The sequence below is a fragment of the Peribacillus sp. NJ11 genome, from assembly GCF_030348405.1.
In the GTDB taxonomy this organism is placed as follows: Bacteria; Bacillota; Bacilli; order Bacillales; family DSM-1321; genus Peribacillus.
Window position 1 is genome coordinate 30,153 of sequence record NZ_JAUCFO010000003.1, and the last position, 15,855, is coordinate 46,007.

16 protein-coding genes and 5 pseudogenes are annotated in these 15,855 nt (G+C 38.0%); 10 read left to right on the forward strand and 11 right to left on the reverse strand.

Going from position 1 to position 15,855, the window contains the following annotated elements; translation table 11 throughout:
* Positions 1-20 precede the first annotated feature (20 nt).
* The 3 genes and pseudogenes from zwf to QUF86_RS28085 all read right to left on the reverse strand — a co-directional run.
* Entirely contained in the window at positions 21-1,541 is a 1,521-nt protein-coding gene (gene zwf, locus QUF86_RS28075; protein ID WP_289318549.1) for a glucose-6-phosphate dehydrogenase, read from the reverse strand.
* 908 nt (positions 1,542-2,449) lie between these two features.
* Complete coding sequence (locus QUF86_RS28080; protein ID WP_289336455.1) at positions 2,450-3,301, reverse strand: YitT family protein; 852 nt, start codon at positions 3,299-3,301, stop codon at positions 2,450-2,452.
* Between the two features lie 313 nt (positions 3,302-3,614).
* A pseudogene (locus QUF86_RS28085) lies at positions 3,615-3,877 on the reverse strand (winged helix-turn-helix transcriptional regulator); the annotation flags it as partial.
* Positions 3,878-4,099: 222 nt separating this feature from the next.
* Here QUF86_RS28085 and hxlA point away from each other — a divergent pair.
* The 3 genes from hxlA (at position 4,100) to QUF86_RS28100 (ending at position 6,166) form a co-directional block, all read left to right on the forward strand.
* Positions 4,100-4,753 (forward strand): 3-hexulose-6-phosphate synthase, encoded by a 654-nt coding sequence (gene hxlA / locus QUF86_RS28090; protein WP_289318551.1) that lies wholly within the window; start codon positions 4,100-4,102, stop codon positions 4,751-4,753.
* Between the two features lies 1 nt (position 4,754).
* Positions 4,755-5,312 (forward strand): 6-phospho-3-hexuloisomerase, encoded by a 558-nt coding sequence (hxlB, locus tag QUF86_RS28095; protein WP_289318552.1) that lies wholly within the window; start codon positions 4,755-4,757, stop codon positions 5,310-5,312.
* Positions 5,313-5,449: 137 nt separating this feature from the next.
* Positions 5,450-6,166, forward strand: coding sequence for a 3-ketoacyl-ACP reductase (locus QUF86_RS28100; protein ID WP_289318553.1), 717 nt, complete (start codon positions 5,450-5,452; stop codon positions 6,164-6,166).
* A gap of 168 nt (positions 6,167-6,334) precedes the next feature.
* On the opposite strand, the gene QUF86_RS28845 is transcribed toward QUF86_RS28100, so the two are convergent.
* Genes QUF86_RS28845 through QUF86_RS29035 form a run of 3 tightly spaced genes read right to left on the reverse strand, consistent with a single transcriptional unit; the run spans position 6,335 to position 7,216 of the window.
* A complete protein-coding gene (locus tag QUF86_RS28845) occupies positions 6,335-6,640 on the reverse strand; it encodes an IS3 family transposase (protein ID WP_353957722.1) in 306 nt (101 codons plus the stop codon).
* Positions 6,558-6,779 (reverse strand): DDE-type integrase/transposase/recombinase, encoded by a 222-nt coding sequence (locus tag QUF86_RS28850; RefSeq protein ID WP_353957723.1) that lies wholly within the window; start codon positions 6,777-6,779, stop codon positions 6,558-6,560. The genes QUF86_RS28845 and QUF86_RS28850 overlap by 83 nt, the downstream gene beginning before the upstream one ends.
* Positions 6,780-6,793: 14 nt before the next feature.
* Positions 6,794-7,216: a hypothetical protein gene (locus tag QUF86_RS29035; protein WP_289318554.1), complete on the reverse strand. Its 423-nt coding sequence runs from the start codon at positions 7,214-7,216 to the stop codon at positions 6,794-6,796.
* A gap of 249 nt (positions 7,217-7,465) precedes the next feature.
* Between QUF86_RS29035 and QUF86_RS28110 the strand changes: the two are divergent.
* A pseudogene (locus QUF86_RS28110) lies at positions 7,466-8,497 on the forward strand (transposase); the annotation flags it as partial.
* 51 nt (positions 8,498-8,548) lie between these two features.
* Here the strand turns inward: QUF86_RS28110 and QUF86_RS28115 are convergent.
* Together QUF86_RS28115 and QUF86_RS28120 are read right to left on the reverse strand one after the other, a co-directional pair.
* A pseudogene (locus QUF86_RS28115) lies at positions 8,549-8,830 on the reverse strand (IS110 family transposase); the annotation flags it as partial.
* Positions 8,831-9,326: 496 nt separating this feature from the next.
* The gene (locus QUF86_RS28120; RefSeq protein ID WP_289318555.1) at positions 9,327-10,355 is read right to left on the reverse strand and encodes a zinc-binding alcohol dehydrogenase family protein; all 1,029 of its coding nucleotides are present in this window, start codon (positions 10,353-10,355) and stop codon (positions 9,327-9,329) included.
* Between the two features lie 97 nt (positions 10,356-10,452).
* Between QUF86_RS28120 and QUF86_RS28860 the strand changes: the two genes are divergently transcribed.
* The 6 genes and pseudogenes from QUF86_RS28860 to QUF86_RS28145 all read left to right on the forward strand — a co-directional run bounded on the left by QUF86_RS28860 (position 10,453) and on the right by QUF86_RS28145 (position 13,191).
* Positions 10,453-10,629 (forward strand): transposase, encoded by a 177-nt coding sequence (locus QUF86_RS28860; protein WP_353957724.1) that lies wholly within the window; start codon positions 10,453-10,455, stop codon positions 10,627-10,629.
* Complete coding sequence (locus QUF86_RS28125) at positions 10,595-11,149, forward strand: hypothetical protein (RefSeq protein WP_289318556.1); 555 nt, start codon at positions 10,595-10,597, stop codon at positions 11,147-11,149. The genes QUF86_RS28860 and QUF86_RS28125 overlap by 35 nt, the downstream gene beginning before the upstream one ends.
* 148 nt (positions 11,150-11,297) lie before the next feature.
* Complete coding sequence (locus QUF86_RS28130) at positions 11,298-11,624, forward strand: hypothetical protein (RefSeq protein WP_289336456.1); 327 nt, start codon at positions 11,298-11,300, stop codon at positions 11,622-11,624.
* Positions 11,625-11,833: 209 nt separating this feature from the next.
* Entirely contained in the window at positions 11,834-12,283 is a 450-nt protein-coding gene (locus QUF86_RS28135; protein ID WP_483313700.1) for an OsmC family protein, read from the forward strand.
* Between the two features lie 44 nt (positions 12,284-12,327).
* Positions 12,328-12,892: pseudogene (locus QUF86_RS28140) on the forward strand (IS6 family transposase); the annotation flags it as partial.
* A gap of 104 nt (positions 12,893-12,996) precedes the next feature.
* Positions 12,997-13,191 (forward strand): DeoR family transcriptional regulator, encoded by a 195-nt coding sequence (locus QUF86_RS28145; protein WP_289336457.1) that lies wholly within the window; start codon positions 12,997-12,999, stop codon positions 13,189-13,191.
* Here the strand turns inward: QUF86_RS28145 and QUF86_RS28150 are convergent.
* The 3 genes and pseudogenes from QUF86_RS28150 to QUF86_RS28160 all read right to left on the reverse strand — a co-directional run.
* Positions 13,168-13,334 (reverse strand): annotated as a pseudogene (locus tag QUF86_RS28150) (recombinase family protein); the annotation flags it as partial. The gene QUF86_RS28145 and the pseudogene QUF86_RS28150 sit on opposite strands and share 24 nt — an antisense overlap.
* Positions 13,335-13,529: 195 nt before the next feature.
* Positions 13,530-14,867: a glucose-6-phosphate isomerase gene (locus QUF86_RS28155; protein ID WP_289336458.1), complete on the reverse strand. Its 1,338-nt coding sequence runs from the start codon at positions 14,865-14,867 to the stop codon at positions 13,530-13,532.
* A gap of 239 nt (positions 14,868-15,106) precedes the next feature.
* Entirely contained in the window at positions 15,107-15,598 is a 492-nt protein-coding gene (locus tag QUF86_RS28160; protein ID WP_202187415.1) for a hypothetical protein, read from the reverse strand.
* Between the last annotated feature and the right edge of the window lie 257 nt (positions 15,599-15,855).

Here is a 15,855-nt window from a genome sequence, read left to right on the forward strand (position 1 = left end):
CTCCTGTACTATTCGTGTTGTTATGGTATTTTTAATGCTTTTACTGATTGATCTTTTGAAATCATCTTATACTTAGACCCTTGGTATTCCCACCAATAAAACCCATCCTCTTTTAAAAGTTCATCCGAAGCACCCGGCCCCATCGAACCTGAACGATACAAATGTAAGGGGACTGTGTTTTCCTCAAACGCTTCTAAAACTGGCTGCACCCAATTCCACGATAATTCCACTTCATTCCAGTGGGCAAAGAATGTCGAGTCACCGCGTAATGCATCAAAGATTAAGAGTTCATAAGCTTCGGGTATGTCTTTTGCTCCTGTTGAGAAGTCAATTGAAATAGGCTCAATTTTCCCGTTTTTTAGCGGATTCTTACTATTTAATTGCAACGATATCCCTTCATTGGGATTGATATTGACAATTAATAGATTTGGTTCCGTTTGTTGATTGGATCCATACAATTCCTTCACTGGATTTTTAAACTCTATGACGATACGTGTCGACTTTTCCTTCATTCTCTTTCCTGTACGGATATAGAAAGGAACTCCACCCCAAAAATCATTATCAATCCATAAACGGGCGGAAACAAAAGTATCATTGACAGAGGAAGAATCAATCCCAGGTTCCTCCCTGTATCCAACCACTGGCTCATGATTCATTTCTCCGGCACTATATTGGCCACGGACAACTTGAGAACCGACATCCTCTTTCTGCAAAGGCCGCAATGATTCCATCACCTTTCTCTTTTCATTCCGGATATCTGCCGCACTTGTCGTTTTTGGTAAATGCATGGCCGTCATCATCAACATTTGCAGCATATGATTCTGGAACATATCCCGGATGGCTCCGGCTTGATCATAGTAGCCCGCTCTATCTTCTACTCCAACCGTTTCACTAGCCGTTATTTGTATATTGGCTATGTGCTGATTATTCCATAAGGATTGAAGTACAGGATTGGTAAATGCCAATGCTTCGAGGTTTTGAACCATTGTTTTGCCAAGATAATGGTCTATCCGGTAAATTTCCTCTTCGCTAAAAGATTTGCGTAGCCTTTGATTTAAATCTTGGGCGGAAACCATATCATGCCCAAACGGCTTTTCAATAATCAGGCGTTTCCATCCATTGGTCGTTCCCAATCCGCTTTCTTTAATATTAGAGGCGATTACATCGAAAAACTCGGGTGCAACAGACAGATAGAATAATCGATTTTCAGGAATGTTTAACTCCCGTTCACGCCTCTGAACCAAATTAAGCAGTTCTTGATACCCTTCCACATCCGTTACATCTAATTGGCTGTAACGAAACGCGTCGATAAATTCTTTTAATTTAGCTTTATCTTCGATAAAGCGTCTAGAAAATGTTCTTAATGAATGTTCTACATTTGTTTGAAATGTACCATCCGATAGTTCTCTCCTGCCTAACCCAATAATTGAAAATGACTGGGGCATCTTTTTATCTAAAAACAAATTAAAAAGAGCCGGATAAATTTTTCTTTTGGCCAAATCACCCGTTGCTCCAAACAAAACAAAGGTCATAGAATCCACTTTTCATTCCTCCATTTTTCAAAACATTTTGCAATAGAAAAGGTAGGTACCTACTCTAATACTTGATTAATTGTTGGTTATGGTAACCATATAAGGCACATCAAATTTTTTACGATCTAAATGTTTGAAGACTTTCGCTACCCTGCATCCGCTTTATACACTTGATTATTTCACCCAACTTGCACCATGAAAATGACTTTCCGGAAATGGTCATAGCCACATTGAGGACATTAATCATTTGTAGTGATCGTTAAACATCTTTCGCAAACTTTTCGATGTTTTGCTTTTTTCCTTCCACTTATCGTTTCATTCCTTTCTGCATTCATTAATAATGCGTATAACTTCCACCTAACAACTGTATTGGAAGTTGTTACAGTTTAGAAAGATTAGATTTATCCTAAATCCGATTTTATTTTCAAAATACAAAGGAGAATTCTTCATTCCCCTGTTAAAAGGCCTAATGGTATATGTCCCTTTTCATCTTAACAATTGCCGCTTAAAAAAGATTGGTTGCTGCATTGATATTAGTATAATATCTACAACAAATAATTAAAAGTACGCACTTTTTTATTATATAATGTTTAAAAATATACTTAGTATACTTTTATATACCATATGGTGTTGTGAGATTTTCAATTAGAGGATTTAAAATAAAAAAATCTTCGTTATTTACGAAGATCTTTCAAAATTACCTTGGAGTCATTATTTAAATAATAGTTTTATCGACTCATGATAAATAAAGGAATATCCTTGGGTTCACGACTCGTTGTAATGTTTTGCTTACTGCTGACTCTTTGCCCTTGTCGTTTGCACATTCATTTATCAAAGCTTTGAGGATTGGTTTATAACGGGCGATATACACAAGTATCGACATGAGGCTAATTAATATAAGCAAATATTAAGCTTTATTATTTAGAAGGATTTGCTTTCGGTTGTATAAGCGACCTATCTATACCAGATGTTTCACAAACATAGGACGCCTCCATAATAGCTGATGGATCTGCTGCTAAAACGACACTTTTTAATTTGGAAAAAAGAAACCTGTTCGTAATACAATAAATAACCTTCTTTCTTTCCCCTAAAAAACCGCCTTCTCCATATAAAAATGTGATGCTGATATTTAAATGATTGATAATACTATCTCCAACTTCATCAGGTTTTTCTGAAATGATCATGACAGATTTTCCATGATTTAATCCATCTAAAACATAATTAATCATTTTCGTCACTATATAAAAAACTGCTAGAGAAAGCATGGCCTGTTCCAATGTATAGACAACCGCCGCAATCGTAAATATGAAAGCATTTACGACTAATAAAAATGAGGCAATCGGAAATCGATAGTGTTGGTTAAACCAAATCGCCAGCATTTCAGTGCCATCTATTGCACCGCCAAATTTTACAACGATTCCTATCCCAACTCCTAAGATTACCCCACCGTATAAAACAATTAGAACTTCAGATTTAGTAATAGGAGGAATCGATTTAAATAGTACTAAACCAACGGTAGTAATGATATTTGCATATAGAGTTCTAATTACAAAGGTTTTACCCACTTCTTTAGCTGTAAAAATTAAGATAGGAATATTTAAGCCCAAAAATACAACATAAATTGGGATTCCCCATAAAGCATTGGCCATAATCGATAACGCTGTTACACCACCATCTACTAGCCCGTTTGGTGCTAACATCGTTTCTAATCCCATAGCAACGATTGACGCCCCCAAAGTTAAAAAAACATACTCAACAAATTGTTTCATCATCTCACCTGAAAATATGTATTATTCATGTTTCCTTACTATAAAACAGTTCAGCTAAAATCCTTTACAGGATTATTATTTACCTTTTTCCAGATTGTATTCCTTTATTTCCTTTATGCACTGGATCATTGCAAATAAAAAGACCACAAGTCTTGACTTATTAAAAGTCTACTTGTGGTTTTTTTTAAATCCCCTCTTTTTAGAACGATTGCTATTTAATAGACGCACTTTTATTGGCAGGAGTATCCATCACATTCTCCATATAATTTTTACCCCATTCATACATGGAATTGAGTATTGGCATTAAGCTTTTTCCTTGTTCGGTCAATGAATATTCCACTTTTTTGCGGAACAACAGGATAGACTTTTCGTTCAACAATGAGGTTTCTTCTAGCTCGCGTAATTGGTTAACAAGCATCGTTGAGTAATGCCCGGCATAAGAGCCTTCAGCTCACCAAATCGCTTCGTTCCCTCTTTTCTTAAATGCCACAAAATCAATATTTTCCATTTACTACCAATAACATAAAGCGTTAATTCTTTTTCACAGTTAAACATTTTTTCCTGAATACGTGACATTTGTTTCACCTCCACTTCTATATAGAATAACTAATAGTATACTTTTTAACACTATGTATATTAAAAGTGCGTACTTTCACACTTTTAATATACACATTATACTTACACTGTACCATTGTTAACAAGAGCATTGGTTACGGTTGCCAGGAGAAATGAAAGTGAGTAATGGGCATAATTACTACTGTGCAACAAACTTAAAAAATTATGAGGAGTGAAACATAGATGGAATTACAATTAGCATTAGATTTAGTCAACATTCCAGAAGCAATCGAATTGATAAAAGAAGTAGAGGAGCATATTGATATCGTAGAAATCGGAACACCGGTTGTGATCAACGAAGGTCTCCATGCTGTAAAGGCAGTAAAAGAAGCATTCCCTAACTTAAAAGTATTAGCAGACCTGAAAATTATGGATGCTGCTGGATATGAAGTGATGAAAGCTTCCGAAGCAGGTGCTGATATCATCACTATTCTTGGAACGGCTGAAGATATGTCGATTAAAGGTGCTGTAGAAGAAGCGAAAAAACAGGGTAAAAAAGTCCTTGTCGATATGATTGCGGTAAAAGACCTTGCTGGACGTGCTAAAGAAGTGGATACTATGGGCGTGGATTATATTTGTGTTCACACGGGCTACGATCTTCAAGCAGTCGGAAAAAATTCTTTTGAAGATCTACAAACCATCAAAAGTGTGGTTAAAAATGCTAAAACGGCCATCGCAGGCGGCATTAAATTAGAAACACTTCCAGAAGTCATTAAAGTAAATCCAGACCTTGTCATTGTAGGCGGCGGGATTACTGGACAAGCTGATAAAAAAGCTGCTGCTGCCAAAATGCAACAAATGATCAAAGAACAAACGGTTACAGCAGGTCAATCCTAAAATGCAGACGACTCAATATTTAGCAGAAATCTTAAAAGAGCTTAATCATTCAGCTGACTTAATCGCAGATGAAGAAGCTGAAAAACTCGTCAACGGGATACTTGAATCGAAAAAGGTTTTTGTCGCCGGTGCAGGCAGATCAGGATTCATGGCCAAATCCTTCGCCATGCGGATGATGCATATGGGAATTGATTCTTATGTAATCGGTGAAACTGTAACTCCCAACTTTGAAAAAGAGGATATCTTAATCATCGGATCCGGATCCGGGGAAACGAAAAGCTTAGTCTCCATGGCTGAAAAAGCAAAAAGCATTGGTGGTAAAATTGCAACTGTCACGATATTCCCTGATTCCACTATTGGACAGTTTGCAGATATCACCATTAAATTGCCTGGATCCCCGAAAGACCAATCAGAGGGCGATTATAAAACCATCCAACCAATGGGCTCACTATTTGAGCAGACCCTTTTACTTTTTTATGATGCCGTCATCTTGAGATTCATGGAGAAAAAGGGATTAGATACCAATAAGATGTATGGCAGACATGCCAATCTTGAATAAAACATAGTCCTAAGAATGTAATAACCAAAAGACCGCAGACATACTAAAGAAACTTTGCGGTCTTTTGGTTAGTCTTTAAAACATTATTTTGTTATTATTAACAATTATTCTAAAATTTTTTAAAAAGGAATGATAGCATGATTTCATTAAAAGGAAAAACTGCTTTAATTACTGGGGCAGGCAGAGGAATCGGGCGTGCTACTGCGATTGCTTTAGCAAAAGAAGGAGTTCATTTAGGATTGATTGGATTAACGATGTCAAATCTTGAAAAGGTAACCGCGGAACTAGAGCAATATGATGTGAACGTTTCAGCAGCAACAGCAGATGTAGCCGATCTTGAAGCAGTTCATCAAGCTGTTGAACACATCAAATCAGACCTAGGTTCTATTGATATTTTAATCAACAATGCAGGTATAGCTAAATTTGGCGGTTTTCTTGATTTAACTCCTGAAGAATGGGAAAACATCATCCGAGTAAACTTGATGGGTGTATATAATGTAACAAGAGCCGTTTTACCTGATATGATTGAAAGAAAATCAGGAGATATTGTGAATATCTCCTCTACTGCGGGCCAAAAAGGAGCACCTGTTACAAGTGCTTACAGCGCTTCTAAATTTGCTGTTTTAGGACTAACGGAATCACTCATGCTAGAGGTAAGAAAGCATAATATCCGTGTAACGGCATTAACACCAAGTACAGTTGCAACTGATTTGGCCATTGAAACCAATCTTATTAGTGGAAATCCTGAAAATGTTATGCAACCAGAGGATTTAGCAGAGCTGCTTGTAGCCGGGTTAAAGCTTCATCCAAGAGTCCTAGTAAAGACTTCAGGATTATGGTCAACTAATCCTTAATTGAGAAGCGATCGTCTCTTCTTGTCTATATTGGTTAAGAAGTAGGCTAGTTGTAAAGTGTACCCTTTGTAAAGGACATTTTTAAAAAAGGGATTAGGCAGCCTAAAGAAGATGATCTCTGTATTGTGGAGAGACCCCAGTCAAATAGACAGAAATAAAAAAGACCAATTAAGCAACCTGTGTTCTATATTGATATGGACTCAGGTTGTTTAATTTTTTCTGGAAGCGATGATGGTTATAGAATCGAATATACATACTTACAGCACCTCGAACCTCTTCAGAGGTACCGAAAGAGTTCATATAGAAACACTCCGATTTAAAGTGGCTGAAGAAATTCTCCATACAAGCGTTATCCCAGCAGTTTCCCTTTCTTGACATACTGGATTGCATTTTATATTTTTTCAAATAGGTTATTGTATTGGTGGGAAGTGTATTGGTACCCCTGGTCGCAATGCGGAAGAGTTCCTTTAACATTCCGTTTTTTCTTTGCTTTTTTTATTGTTACTATTACAAGTTTTAAGTCGTTTCTCCGGCTGACTTGGTAAGAAATGATTTCATTGTTATAGAGGTCTTTTATGGTGGATAGGAAAAGTCTCTGTCTATTAAAAATCAAATATGTAATGTCAGTTACCCATTTCTCATTAAATCTGGATGCATGAAAATCCCTATTAAAAGGTTTTTAGAAATGACATATGCTTCTTTCTTCCCGTAATAAGGTTTCCTTTTCGGAAAAGGGACTTTAACTCTAGCTCCCGCATAAGACGCTGGACACGCTTGTGGTTCAGGTTTAAACCGTAGGTTTAATCCAGCCATACATTTTCCTCTTCGATACCCATAGATTCCTTTGAGTTTATTGTAGCATCCTATAATTTTTTTCTTAATCTCTACATCATCCAGTTGCTTTTCAGAAGGGGATATTTTACGTTTTAACCATTTGTAATATCCGCTTCTTGATATATGTGCAATTTCGCATAATAACTGAATAGGATAGTGTTCCTTGGACATTTCCCTAATTACCTCATACTTTTTCCTTGTCGTTACTGCCTTCATTCCCCCTTTTACATCTTTAAGAGCTTTTTTAGCATGTCGTTCTCCGCCTCTAAACGTCTGATTTTTTCTTCTGGATCCTTCGGAGCTGTTCTTGGTCTGCCCTTACCAAGCCCCTTCGCGTCTTCTTAAGTATTGCCTTTTCCCCTAAATTCCAGAAATCTATTTTCATGGTAGTTCATTAAGAAATGATTCAATATTCAACTATATTTAGCCATTGACCATCAGGACCAATTGTTATGTGAGGGATATGTATCTCAATGGAGAATGCATGAAGATGCCATGAATAAGGCGCAAGCCGTATTAGTGAATTTTCATCACAAGCTAAATTTGTCTTCCTATTGGGGTGACGGTACAACTTCTTCGTCAGATGGAATGAGAATGCAGGTTGGAGTTTCATCCTTGCACGCAGACGCAAATCCTCATTACGGAACAGGAAAAGGAACTACAATTTATCGATTTACCAGTGACCAGTTCTCATCGTATTACACAAAAATTATTCATACCAATTCAAGAGATGCTATTCATGTTCTAGATGGTTTATTGCATCATGAGACCGACTTAAATATAGAAGAGCAATTCACTGACACAGCTGGCTATACAGATCAAATTTTTGGATTAACGCACCTATTAGGCTTTAAATTCGCCCCAAGAATACGAGATTTTTCAGATTCAAAACTTTTTACATTAGAAAAGGCAAACGAGTATCCAAAATTAGAGTCCTTTTTACGCGGTCAAATCAATATAAAAATTATTAAAGAAAATTATGAGGATGTTTTACGATTAGCTCATTCTATAAGAGAAGGAACTGTTTCAGCATCACTTATTATGGGAAAGTTAGGCTCTTACTCGAGGCAAAACAGTTTAGCTACAGCCTTACTTGAGATGGGAAGGATCGAAAAGACGATTTTTATTCTTAATTACCTAACTAGTGAATCTTTAAGACGAAAGATTCAAAAAGGCTTAAACAAAGGAGAAGCTATGAATAGACTCGCAAGAGCTATTTTCTTTGGAAAACAAAGGGAACTTAGGGACCGAACGATACAGCATCAACTACAAAGAGCCAGTGCGTTAAATATTATTATCAATGCTATAAGTGTTTGGAATACCCTACACCTTACTAAAGCAGTGGAACATAAAAAGGAATTAGGAGATTTTAATGAAGACTTGTTACACCAAATGTCTCCTTTAGGATGGGAACACATAAATTTACTAGGAGAATACCATTTTAAATCAGAAAAATTTGTCTCGGCAGATTCATTAAGACCATTAATAATTACTTAACGTTGTTAAAAACCAGGTAATTGTCAGGAAAATCGGCTTAACGTTGTAAATCCGCATTTTCCTGACGCTACCCCTGTGTGAGATAAGGGGATTAACAATAATATAAACATATTTTTGTTCCTCTAAAAACTGAATAACGGGAGTATGATAGTGCCCAGTTGATTCTAAAACAACCGAAGGTTGATAACCGCCAGCTGCTCTCTCCACCTCATGTCCCTAAACCTTCAAGATCGTGTTTAATACTAATGCTCTTACGATATGGTTTACCCTTATATAAAAATCCTGTACCTGACTTTCTCCTTTTGATACATCCAGACCAATGACTGAATTCATACTTTATCTCCTCCTAGAAATACAATATTAGTCTGTATCCCCTAGGGCTTTTTGTAATGTCATAGGTTCGCTTGTTAAACGGGATCGTTGTCCCAACCAGCCTGAAACATGGTTATACAAGTAGGGGGTAAACAGTTTAGCTGACGGGATTAAATCCCACGGGTGCGACGTTCTACCCCGACTACCGTTATATTAAGACCATATGAAAAAAGGTCAACCAGAAAAATCTGGCTAACCTTATATTACGAACGGGTGCAAGAGTTACAAAAGCAACGCTGCTTGGCGTTACTTTTGTAACTAAAAATACTTTTGATAAAATTCTTGCCGGTGCTTTCCACTTAGCTGTGAACTGCACCTCCAATTGTTAGTTAAGTCTAGCAATTGGGGTGTAGTTCACAGCAGTCGGCCTTTTATTTATTTCCCATTGCTTATAATCGTATCACCGATTTATCGGGCAACGGAATTCTATTATTTTGTACTTTCCACGAACAGGTTTTTAAACAAAACCCTCTAGAACAACTTTGCCAATCGTCCTATTGCTCTCCAATAACTTGTGGGCTTTACGAAGATTCTCTGCTGAAATGGGTTCAAGCACTTCGGCGAGCGTTGTCTTCAATTTTTGATGGTCCACTGCATCAGCGATCCGATTAAGCAACAGGTGCTGCTCAATCATATCGTCCGTTTCATAAAGCGAGCGCGTAAACATAAACTCCCACACGAAGGTGACGCTTTTTTGCTTGAGCAGTTTGAGGTCAAGCGGAGAGGTCGGATCATCAATTGCGCATACAACCCCTTGGGGAGAAACGGCTTCGCTGATGCCGGCCCAGTGTTTCTCCAAAGCATTCAGGCAGAAAATGTACGGTACGTTTGGAAACCCAATTGCTTGAAGCTGCGGAAGTAGCGGGTCATGGTGATCGATGGTATAGTCGGCGCCCATTGATCTAACCCAATTGACAGTTTCCGGCCGGGAAGCAGTCCCGATTACAGTAAGCCCCGCTTGTTTTGCAAGCTGAGTGGCAATGGACCCTACACCCCCGGCTGCCCCAATGATCAGCAGGGACTTTCCTTCATTGGCACGCGGATCTTGGGAAATTAACATTCGGGTAAATAACGCTTCCCAAGCTGTGATAGAGGTTAGAGGAAGGGCTGCTGCTTCCGCGAAATTCAAGGAAGCGGGCTTGCGTCCAACGATTCGTTCGTCAACCAGATGATATTCACTGTTTCCGCCTTGTCGTGCAATACTACCAGCATAAAAAACTTCATCACCTGGACGGAACAACGAGCAATCCGGTCCCGCCTCTTCAACAATTCCTGCTACATCCCAACCTAAAATTTTAGAAACTTCTTCAACTTTGTCTTTAGGCGCCCGCACCTTGGTGTCAACCGGATTGACCGATATGGCGACTACTTTAACCAAAATGTCACGACCCGTCGCTCTTGGTTTCTCTATAACTACGTCTACCAGGCTTTTTGGATTTCCAATTGGAAGGTACCGGGTAAGTCCTACCGCCTTCATTGTATCCATGATAAACCACATCCTTTCCTAAACAGTATACCCTATGCAAGTAATGATTTATAAAGGGGTTTGCCATTCTAATACTACCATCTTTCATACAAAATAAATGTGTTTTTTTGTTCTATTTCATGAACTACTTTTTATCCTGCTCTTTCTTCAGGCGCTTTATAGACTGTCTGATGATACAGTGATAGAGAACGCCCGGGTTAATCTTGCTTATAAATGGTTTCTTAGATTAAATCCGGAGGATGTCCTCCGACCCTTCCCAATTAAGCCGGTTTAGAAATCACCGGCTTGGAGCCGATAATGTAGTAAAGGTTGTAGACGCCATAATAAATCAATGTATTGATAAAGGGCTGATTAAATCAAAGTCTATCATCCTAGATTCCACCCATTCTTATGAATGCATCCAAGCAAAAGCGAATCAAAGTATTGACGAAGCAGCGAACAGGTTAATACGAGCTGTTAAAAAGAAAAATAAAAAGGTATATCAGGAATTGCCTACTTTACCCAAGCTCGAAGAAGCTTCCGATGAAACACTTGCCAAAGAAATGCTTCATTATCTGGCTGAACTCGTCGAAATGGTCGAAGAAAAAATTCCTTACGCCAAAGGCGCCATAAACGAAAAGATGACAATTGCCAAACAAATTGTGGAAGACGAATGCCTATTAGCGAAAAAGGGAATTCAGTCTGCCGTGGATCCCGATGCCCGCTTTGCCTGGAAATCCACCACCAAAAATTTCACGGGATATAAAAGCCATCTCGCTTTGACTGAAGAAGAAATGATTACGGGGTGTAACTGAACGCCTGGAAATAGAAGATGATGGGAAATAGTTCAAATCCCTGGTAGAAGCAAGCCAGAAACATTCCCTTGAAATTGAAAATGTATTCGGCAGATACAGCCTATTCAGGAAAAGATAAAAGCCTATATCCCATTGAATCTATCTGTTTATGGAACACGTGAAGAGGCCTCTTTTAGGTACGATAAGGAAAAAGACCAGGTTCAATGTCCAGCCGGACAGTGGACCACCAGAAAGGCAAGAACGGGGAAAAAGCAAAACCTATTCGATTTCAATTAAATCCGAAGAACATAAAAGGCAGATGAAATTCCTTGAATCGGATGACTACAAGGAACGGAAAAAGGTGCGCTTGCTAATTGAACATAAGAATGCGGAAATGAAAAGGGTTCATGGTTTAACCAGGGCAAAGTTTATTTGGCATGCGAATACAAACTTGCCTGACTGCATCACGGTCAATGTGAAAAAGGCCTCCCAGTAACCTGGAGGAGGCTTTGAAAGTAAAATAAGAAAAAAGAGCACATAATAAATATAAAAACATTCATTGGGTGCTCTTTTTAATACTGCCTTTGAGAAATCGGGACTTTTTACAGGACTCTCTTATTGAGGTCATCTTTTTTTCCTATACGTGAATATCTATATTCTATTTGGGACAGAATAAGTCTGTTCCAAAATGAGCGTAAAGGAAGGATGATTTTTTTGGAAAATAAATTAAACTTTCATGTAACTGGAAAATCTAAGGGAATGCAAACTATTGCAAAATCTGACCAACATACAATCACTATTGATGAGCCACCTGCAATGGGAGGGGAGGATACAGGTCCCGACCCATTAACTACTTTCCTATGCGCTTTGTCTGGCTGTGAAAATGTCGTTGCAAATGTAGTGGCTAAGGAACTAAAGTTTGACCTTCAAGGAATTGAATTTGATATTCGTGGCGTTGTCGATCGAAGGGGATTTATGGGGGATCCAAACGTTAAGCCTTATTTCGAAAAGGTGACTATTGATACCAAAGTACAAACAAGTGAAACTGAAGAAAGGATAGCTGAATTACAGAGAATTACCGATTCCCGCTGTCCGCTTTATACAACCTTGAAGGCTGCTGGGGTTGAACTTAAATCGAAATGGTCAAAAGCTTAATTACATAACCTCATTAGAATACAGATCCAAAAAACCCTGGTGCAACGATTATGCGTTGGGTACATCAATATGGCCCTGATTTAGATAAGAGAATTCGTCGGCATCTCAAGCAGACCAATGACTCGTGGAGAGTAGATGAAACATACAAAAAAGTAAAAGGAAAATGGATGTATTTGTATCGTGCAGTTGATTCAGAAGGGAATACGATTGATTTTTATCTAAGTGAATTAAGAGATAAACAAGCATCCAAGCGCTTTTTTAAGAAAGCCTTGGCTACTTGCCATTCTACAACTCCACGTGTGATTACGGTTGATAAGAACCCAGTTTATCCTGTAGCGATTCAAGAGTTAAAAGAAGAAAAAAGTATGCCAGAAGGCATACGAGTACGACAAATACGGTATCTGAACAACATTGTGGAACAAGATCATCGTTTTATAAAAAAACGGGTCCGTTCCATGTTGAGATTGAAATCGTTTCGAACAGCCACCTATATTTTGAGTGGTATCGAAGCTATGCATATGGTTAAAAAAGGATCAACCTCATCAACGGGCAAATTCTGCCCAAAATGAGGTTGAATTCATTCATAAGTTGTTCGGAGTAGCTGCTTAATCCCAAAGTTAACAGGATATTACTATTATGTTCTATTTCATTATTTTTGCACCAGAACCAAATTTCACGAGTGAAAAGTAAGGTTAAAATTTGGAGGTGGAGAAATGCTTCCACAAGATAGACAAAGTGAAATCATGAAACAACTACATGAATTTAAAACAGTCAAAATTTTGGAACTAAGCAGAGAGTTAAACGTAACGCGAGAAACAATACGAAAAGATTTACCACAAATTTTTAAAGTATACATAGTCATGAGATTAAAAGGGGGAACAAGCATCCAGACGACTTATTACATCTAGCAAAGAGTAAAGTCCATCTCTCTCCTTTGTAGTCCTAGTAAATTTCTCTTGAACCATTTTTTTACAGCCGCACTCGGAAAGTAATATAATTTGTCGGTCTAAATTTTGTCAACTGTCGAAACTCGAGCATAACCGATTATCATAAAGAAGCTTCCTGCACAATTTAATAATCTAATTGTACAAGAGACATCATTTTTGCAAAGTATTTGGTAAAACTTTTGGTAATTATTTTTGGTAACCTATAAAATTAGTAAAATCAAGCATCAGTATTTCTCATAAATATTGTTACAAAAAATATGGTTTTTGGTAACAATATTTTTATAATACAAAACCAATCATTATTTTGATAAACGCTCCATGAGAGTAGCTTTTTCTGCTTCAAAACCAGGTTTGTCAAGTAAAGCAAACATATTCTTCTTGTATGCTTCGACTCCAGGCTGGTCAAATGGGTTAACTCCTAATAGATGGCCACTAATCCCACATGCCTTCTCAAAAAAGTAAACCATCTCACCGTAAGTGTATTCATTCATTTCATCCAGTTCAATCACGAGATTAGGTACTTCTCCATCTATATGGGCCATAAGGGTACCCTGAAATGCACTTTTGTTGACTTCATCCATCGTCTTACCTGCCAGGAAGTTTAATCCATCAATATTTTCTGAATCCTCCTGAATAGTCACTTCAATTCGAGGTTTCTTAATCTGTAAAACCGTTTCTAAAAGGTTTCGTCGACCTTCTTGTACATATTGCCCCATGGAATGCAAATCCGTTGAAAAATCAACGGAAGCAGGGAATAGCCCCTTTTGATCTTTTCCTTCACTTTCCCCAAACAGCTGCTTCCACCATTCCGATACGTAGTGAAGGGAGGGCTCATAGTTAACAAGCACTTCAATTGCTTTTCCCTTATTGTAGAGTACATTTCGGACCGCAGCATACTGATAGCTCTCATTTGTCAATAAATCAGAATTGTTGTATTTACGGGCTGCTGCTGCTGCCCCTTCCATCATATGATCAATATCAAGTCCTGCTACGGCAATTGGTAAGAGACCAACTGCTGTTAGCATAGAATACCTTCCACCTACATCATCCGGAATAACAAACGTTTCATATCCTTCTTTGTCCGCGAGCTTTTTTAATACTCCTTTTTCCTGATCTGTAGTGGCAAAAATACGTTTTCTCGCCTCTTCTTTTCCGTATTTTTTCTCCATATAGTCACGAAAAATACGGAAAGCAAGGGCTGGCTCTGTCGTTGTTCCTGATTTGGAAATGACGTTAACAGAGATATCTTTCCCCTCTAATAGTTCAAATAAATGAGATATATAAGTAGAACTGATATTGTGACCGGCAAAATACACTTTTGTCTTATCGTTCATTTGGTTATGAAAGCTATGGGACAAAGCTTCTATAGCTGATCTTGCACCCAAATACGAACCACCAATACCAATTACAACCATTGCGTCTGAATGTTTCTTGATTCTTTCAGCAGCTTGTTTAATTCTTTCAAATTCACTCTTATCATAGTTTAGTGGCAAATGGACCCAACCAAGATAATCAGAGCCGGGGCCTGTTTTTTCATGTAGCATTTTATGAGCCACTTTTACAAATTCACTTAGATTATCTACTTCACTCTTTTTCATAAATGCTAATGCATTGGAGTAATCAAACGAAATAGTCATACATTACTTCCCCTTTCAATCAAATTTAGCTTAGCTGCTTCAATCGGAGATCCTTTTCCCTAAAAAAGGTCTCTCGGCATAGTAAAACGTTTCATGTTAGTGCATTCTCCTTTTCTACAGTATATAAGGGAGTTTTTAAAAACACATTTAAACTCCCCCTTTTCAATTTTGAAAAATCCTTAGTGGGACCGTGTAATTATCAATAGCGTACATTAAAAGATAGTTAGTATTAAGAAAACTCAATGGTCCCTCACTACATTGGCACTTAGTATGTCTTCTGTTTTGATTTCAAGTAATATTTCCAAGAATCTTATCGTTCCTAATACTTTTCGAGTGTCTCCCTCATTTTGAACATTCTCCATTTTCTTTTGTTGGATCAGTTCACTTATTACTTGCTTGAAAGCATTGGTTTTTATAAGCCATTCTCCAACCAGTAGCTTAGTTGAGTCTCTCTCGTGTTCGGTTTTGACAGCAAATAAACTTTCGGTATCTGTCTCTCTTAACGTAATTGAATTAAAATCTTCGCTCATTTGAATCCGAAAATAATTCCTTTCACTATCATAATATTTTCCGTCCCTTAGAAGAAAATACTCTATCCCTAATACTATTTCATAAAAGGGCTCATTATCTGATGGAGAATGGAGTTCTTTTACTTCGATATTCTTCACCATGTCTAAATAGGTTTCTAAACCATATTGTGTGTTAATGATTTTTGCATCAAATATGTTCATGATGTCACACCTCAATATTATTGTTTTATTTTTTTGGCTCTGTTAAACTTGTCTGTTGGCTCCAGGTGCTCGCTTTCCGCGGGCGAGCCGGGAGCCTCCTCGGCGCTGTGCGGCTGCGGGGTCTCCCTTGTCCTGTTTTTCCCGCAGGACGTTGAATCATCATCCGTGAATAGGCACCGCACGAGAAAATGTGAATGCATTTTCGAGGAGTCTCGCTCCTTCCGCTTCAATTAACATAGTTAGCACTATCAACGACT

Coding starts and splice junctions, on each gene's coding strand:
- QUF86_RS28080 (WP_289336455.1), bottom strand. CDS start 3,301: ATGAAACAATTTGTTGAGTATGTTTTTTTAACTTTGGGGGCGTCAATC.
- hxlA (WP_289318551.1), top strand. CDS start 4,100: ATGGAATTACAATTAGCATTAGATTTAGTCAACATTCCAGAAGCAATC.
- hxlB (WP_289318552.1), top strand. CDS start 4,755: ATGCAGACGACTCAATATTTAGCAGAAATCTTAAAAGAGCTTAATCAT.
- QUF86_RS28100 (WP_289318553.1), top strand. CDS start 5,450: ATGATTTCATTAAAAGGAAAAACTGCTTTAATTACTGGGGCAGGCAGA.
- QUF86_RS28845 (WP_353957722.1), bottom strand. CDS start 6,640: ATGTTAAAGGAACTCTTCCGCATTGCGACCAGGGGTACCAATACACTT.
- QUF86_RS29035 (WP_289318554.1), bottom strand. CDS start 7,216: ATGAAGGCAGTAACGACAAGGAAAAAGTATGAGGTAATTAGGGAAATG.
- QUF86_RS28120 (WP_289318555.1), bottom strand. CDS start 10,355: ATGGATACAATGAAGGCGGTAGGACTTACCCGGTACCTTCCAATTGGA.
- QUF86_RS28860 (WP_353957724.1), top strand. CDS start 10,453: ATGTGTTTTTTTGTTCTATTTCATGAACTACTTTTTATCCTGCTCTTT.
- QUF86_RS28125 (WP_289318556.1), top strand. CDS start 10,595: ATGTCCTCCGACCCTTCCCAATTAAGCCGGTTTAGAAATCACCGGCTT.
- QUF86_RS28130 (WP_289336456.1), top strand. CDS start 11,298: ATGGAACACGTGAAGAGGCCTCTTTTAGGTACGATAAGGAAAAAGACC.
- QUF86_RS28135 (WP_483313700.1), top strand. CDS start 11,834: ATGATTTTTTTGGAAAATAAATTAAACTTTCATGTAACTGGAAAATCT.
- QUF86_RS28145 (WP_289336457.1), top strand. CDS start 12,997: ATGCTTCCACAAGATAGACAAAGTGAAATCATGAAACAACTACATGAA.
- QUF86_RS28155 (WP_289336458.1), bottom strand. CDS start 14,867: ATGACTATTTCGTTTGATTACTCCAATGCATTAGCATTTATGAAAAAG.
- QUF86_RS28160 (WP_202187415.1), bottom strand. CDS start 15,598: ATGAACATATTTGATGCAAAAATCATTAACACACAATATGGTTTAGAA.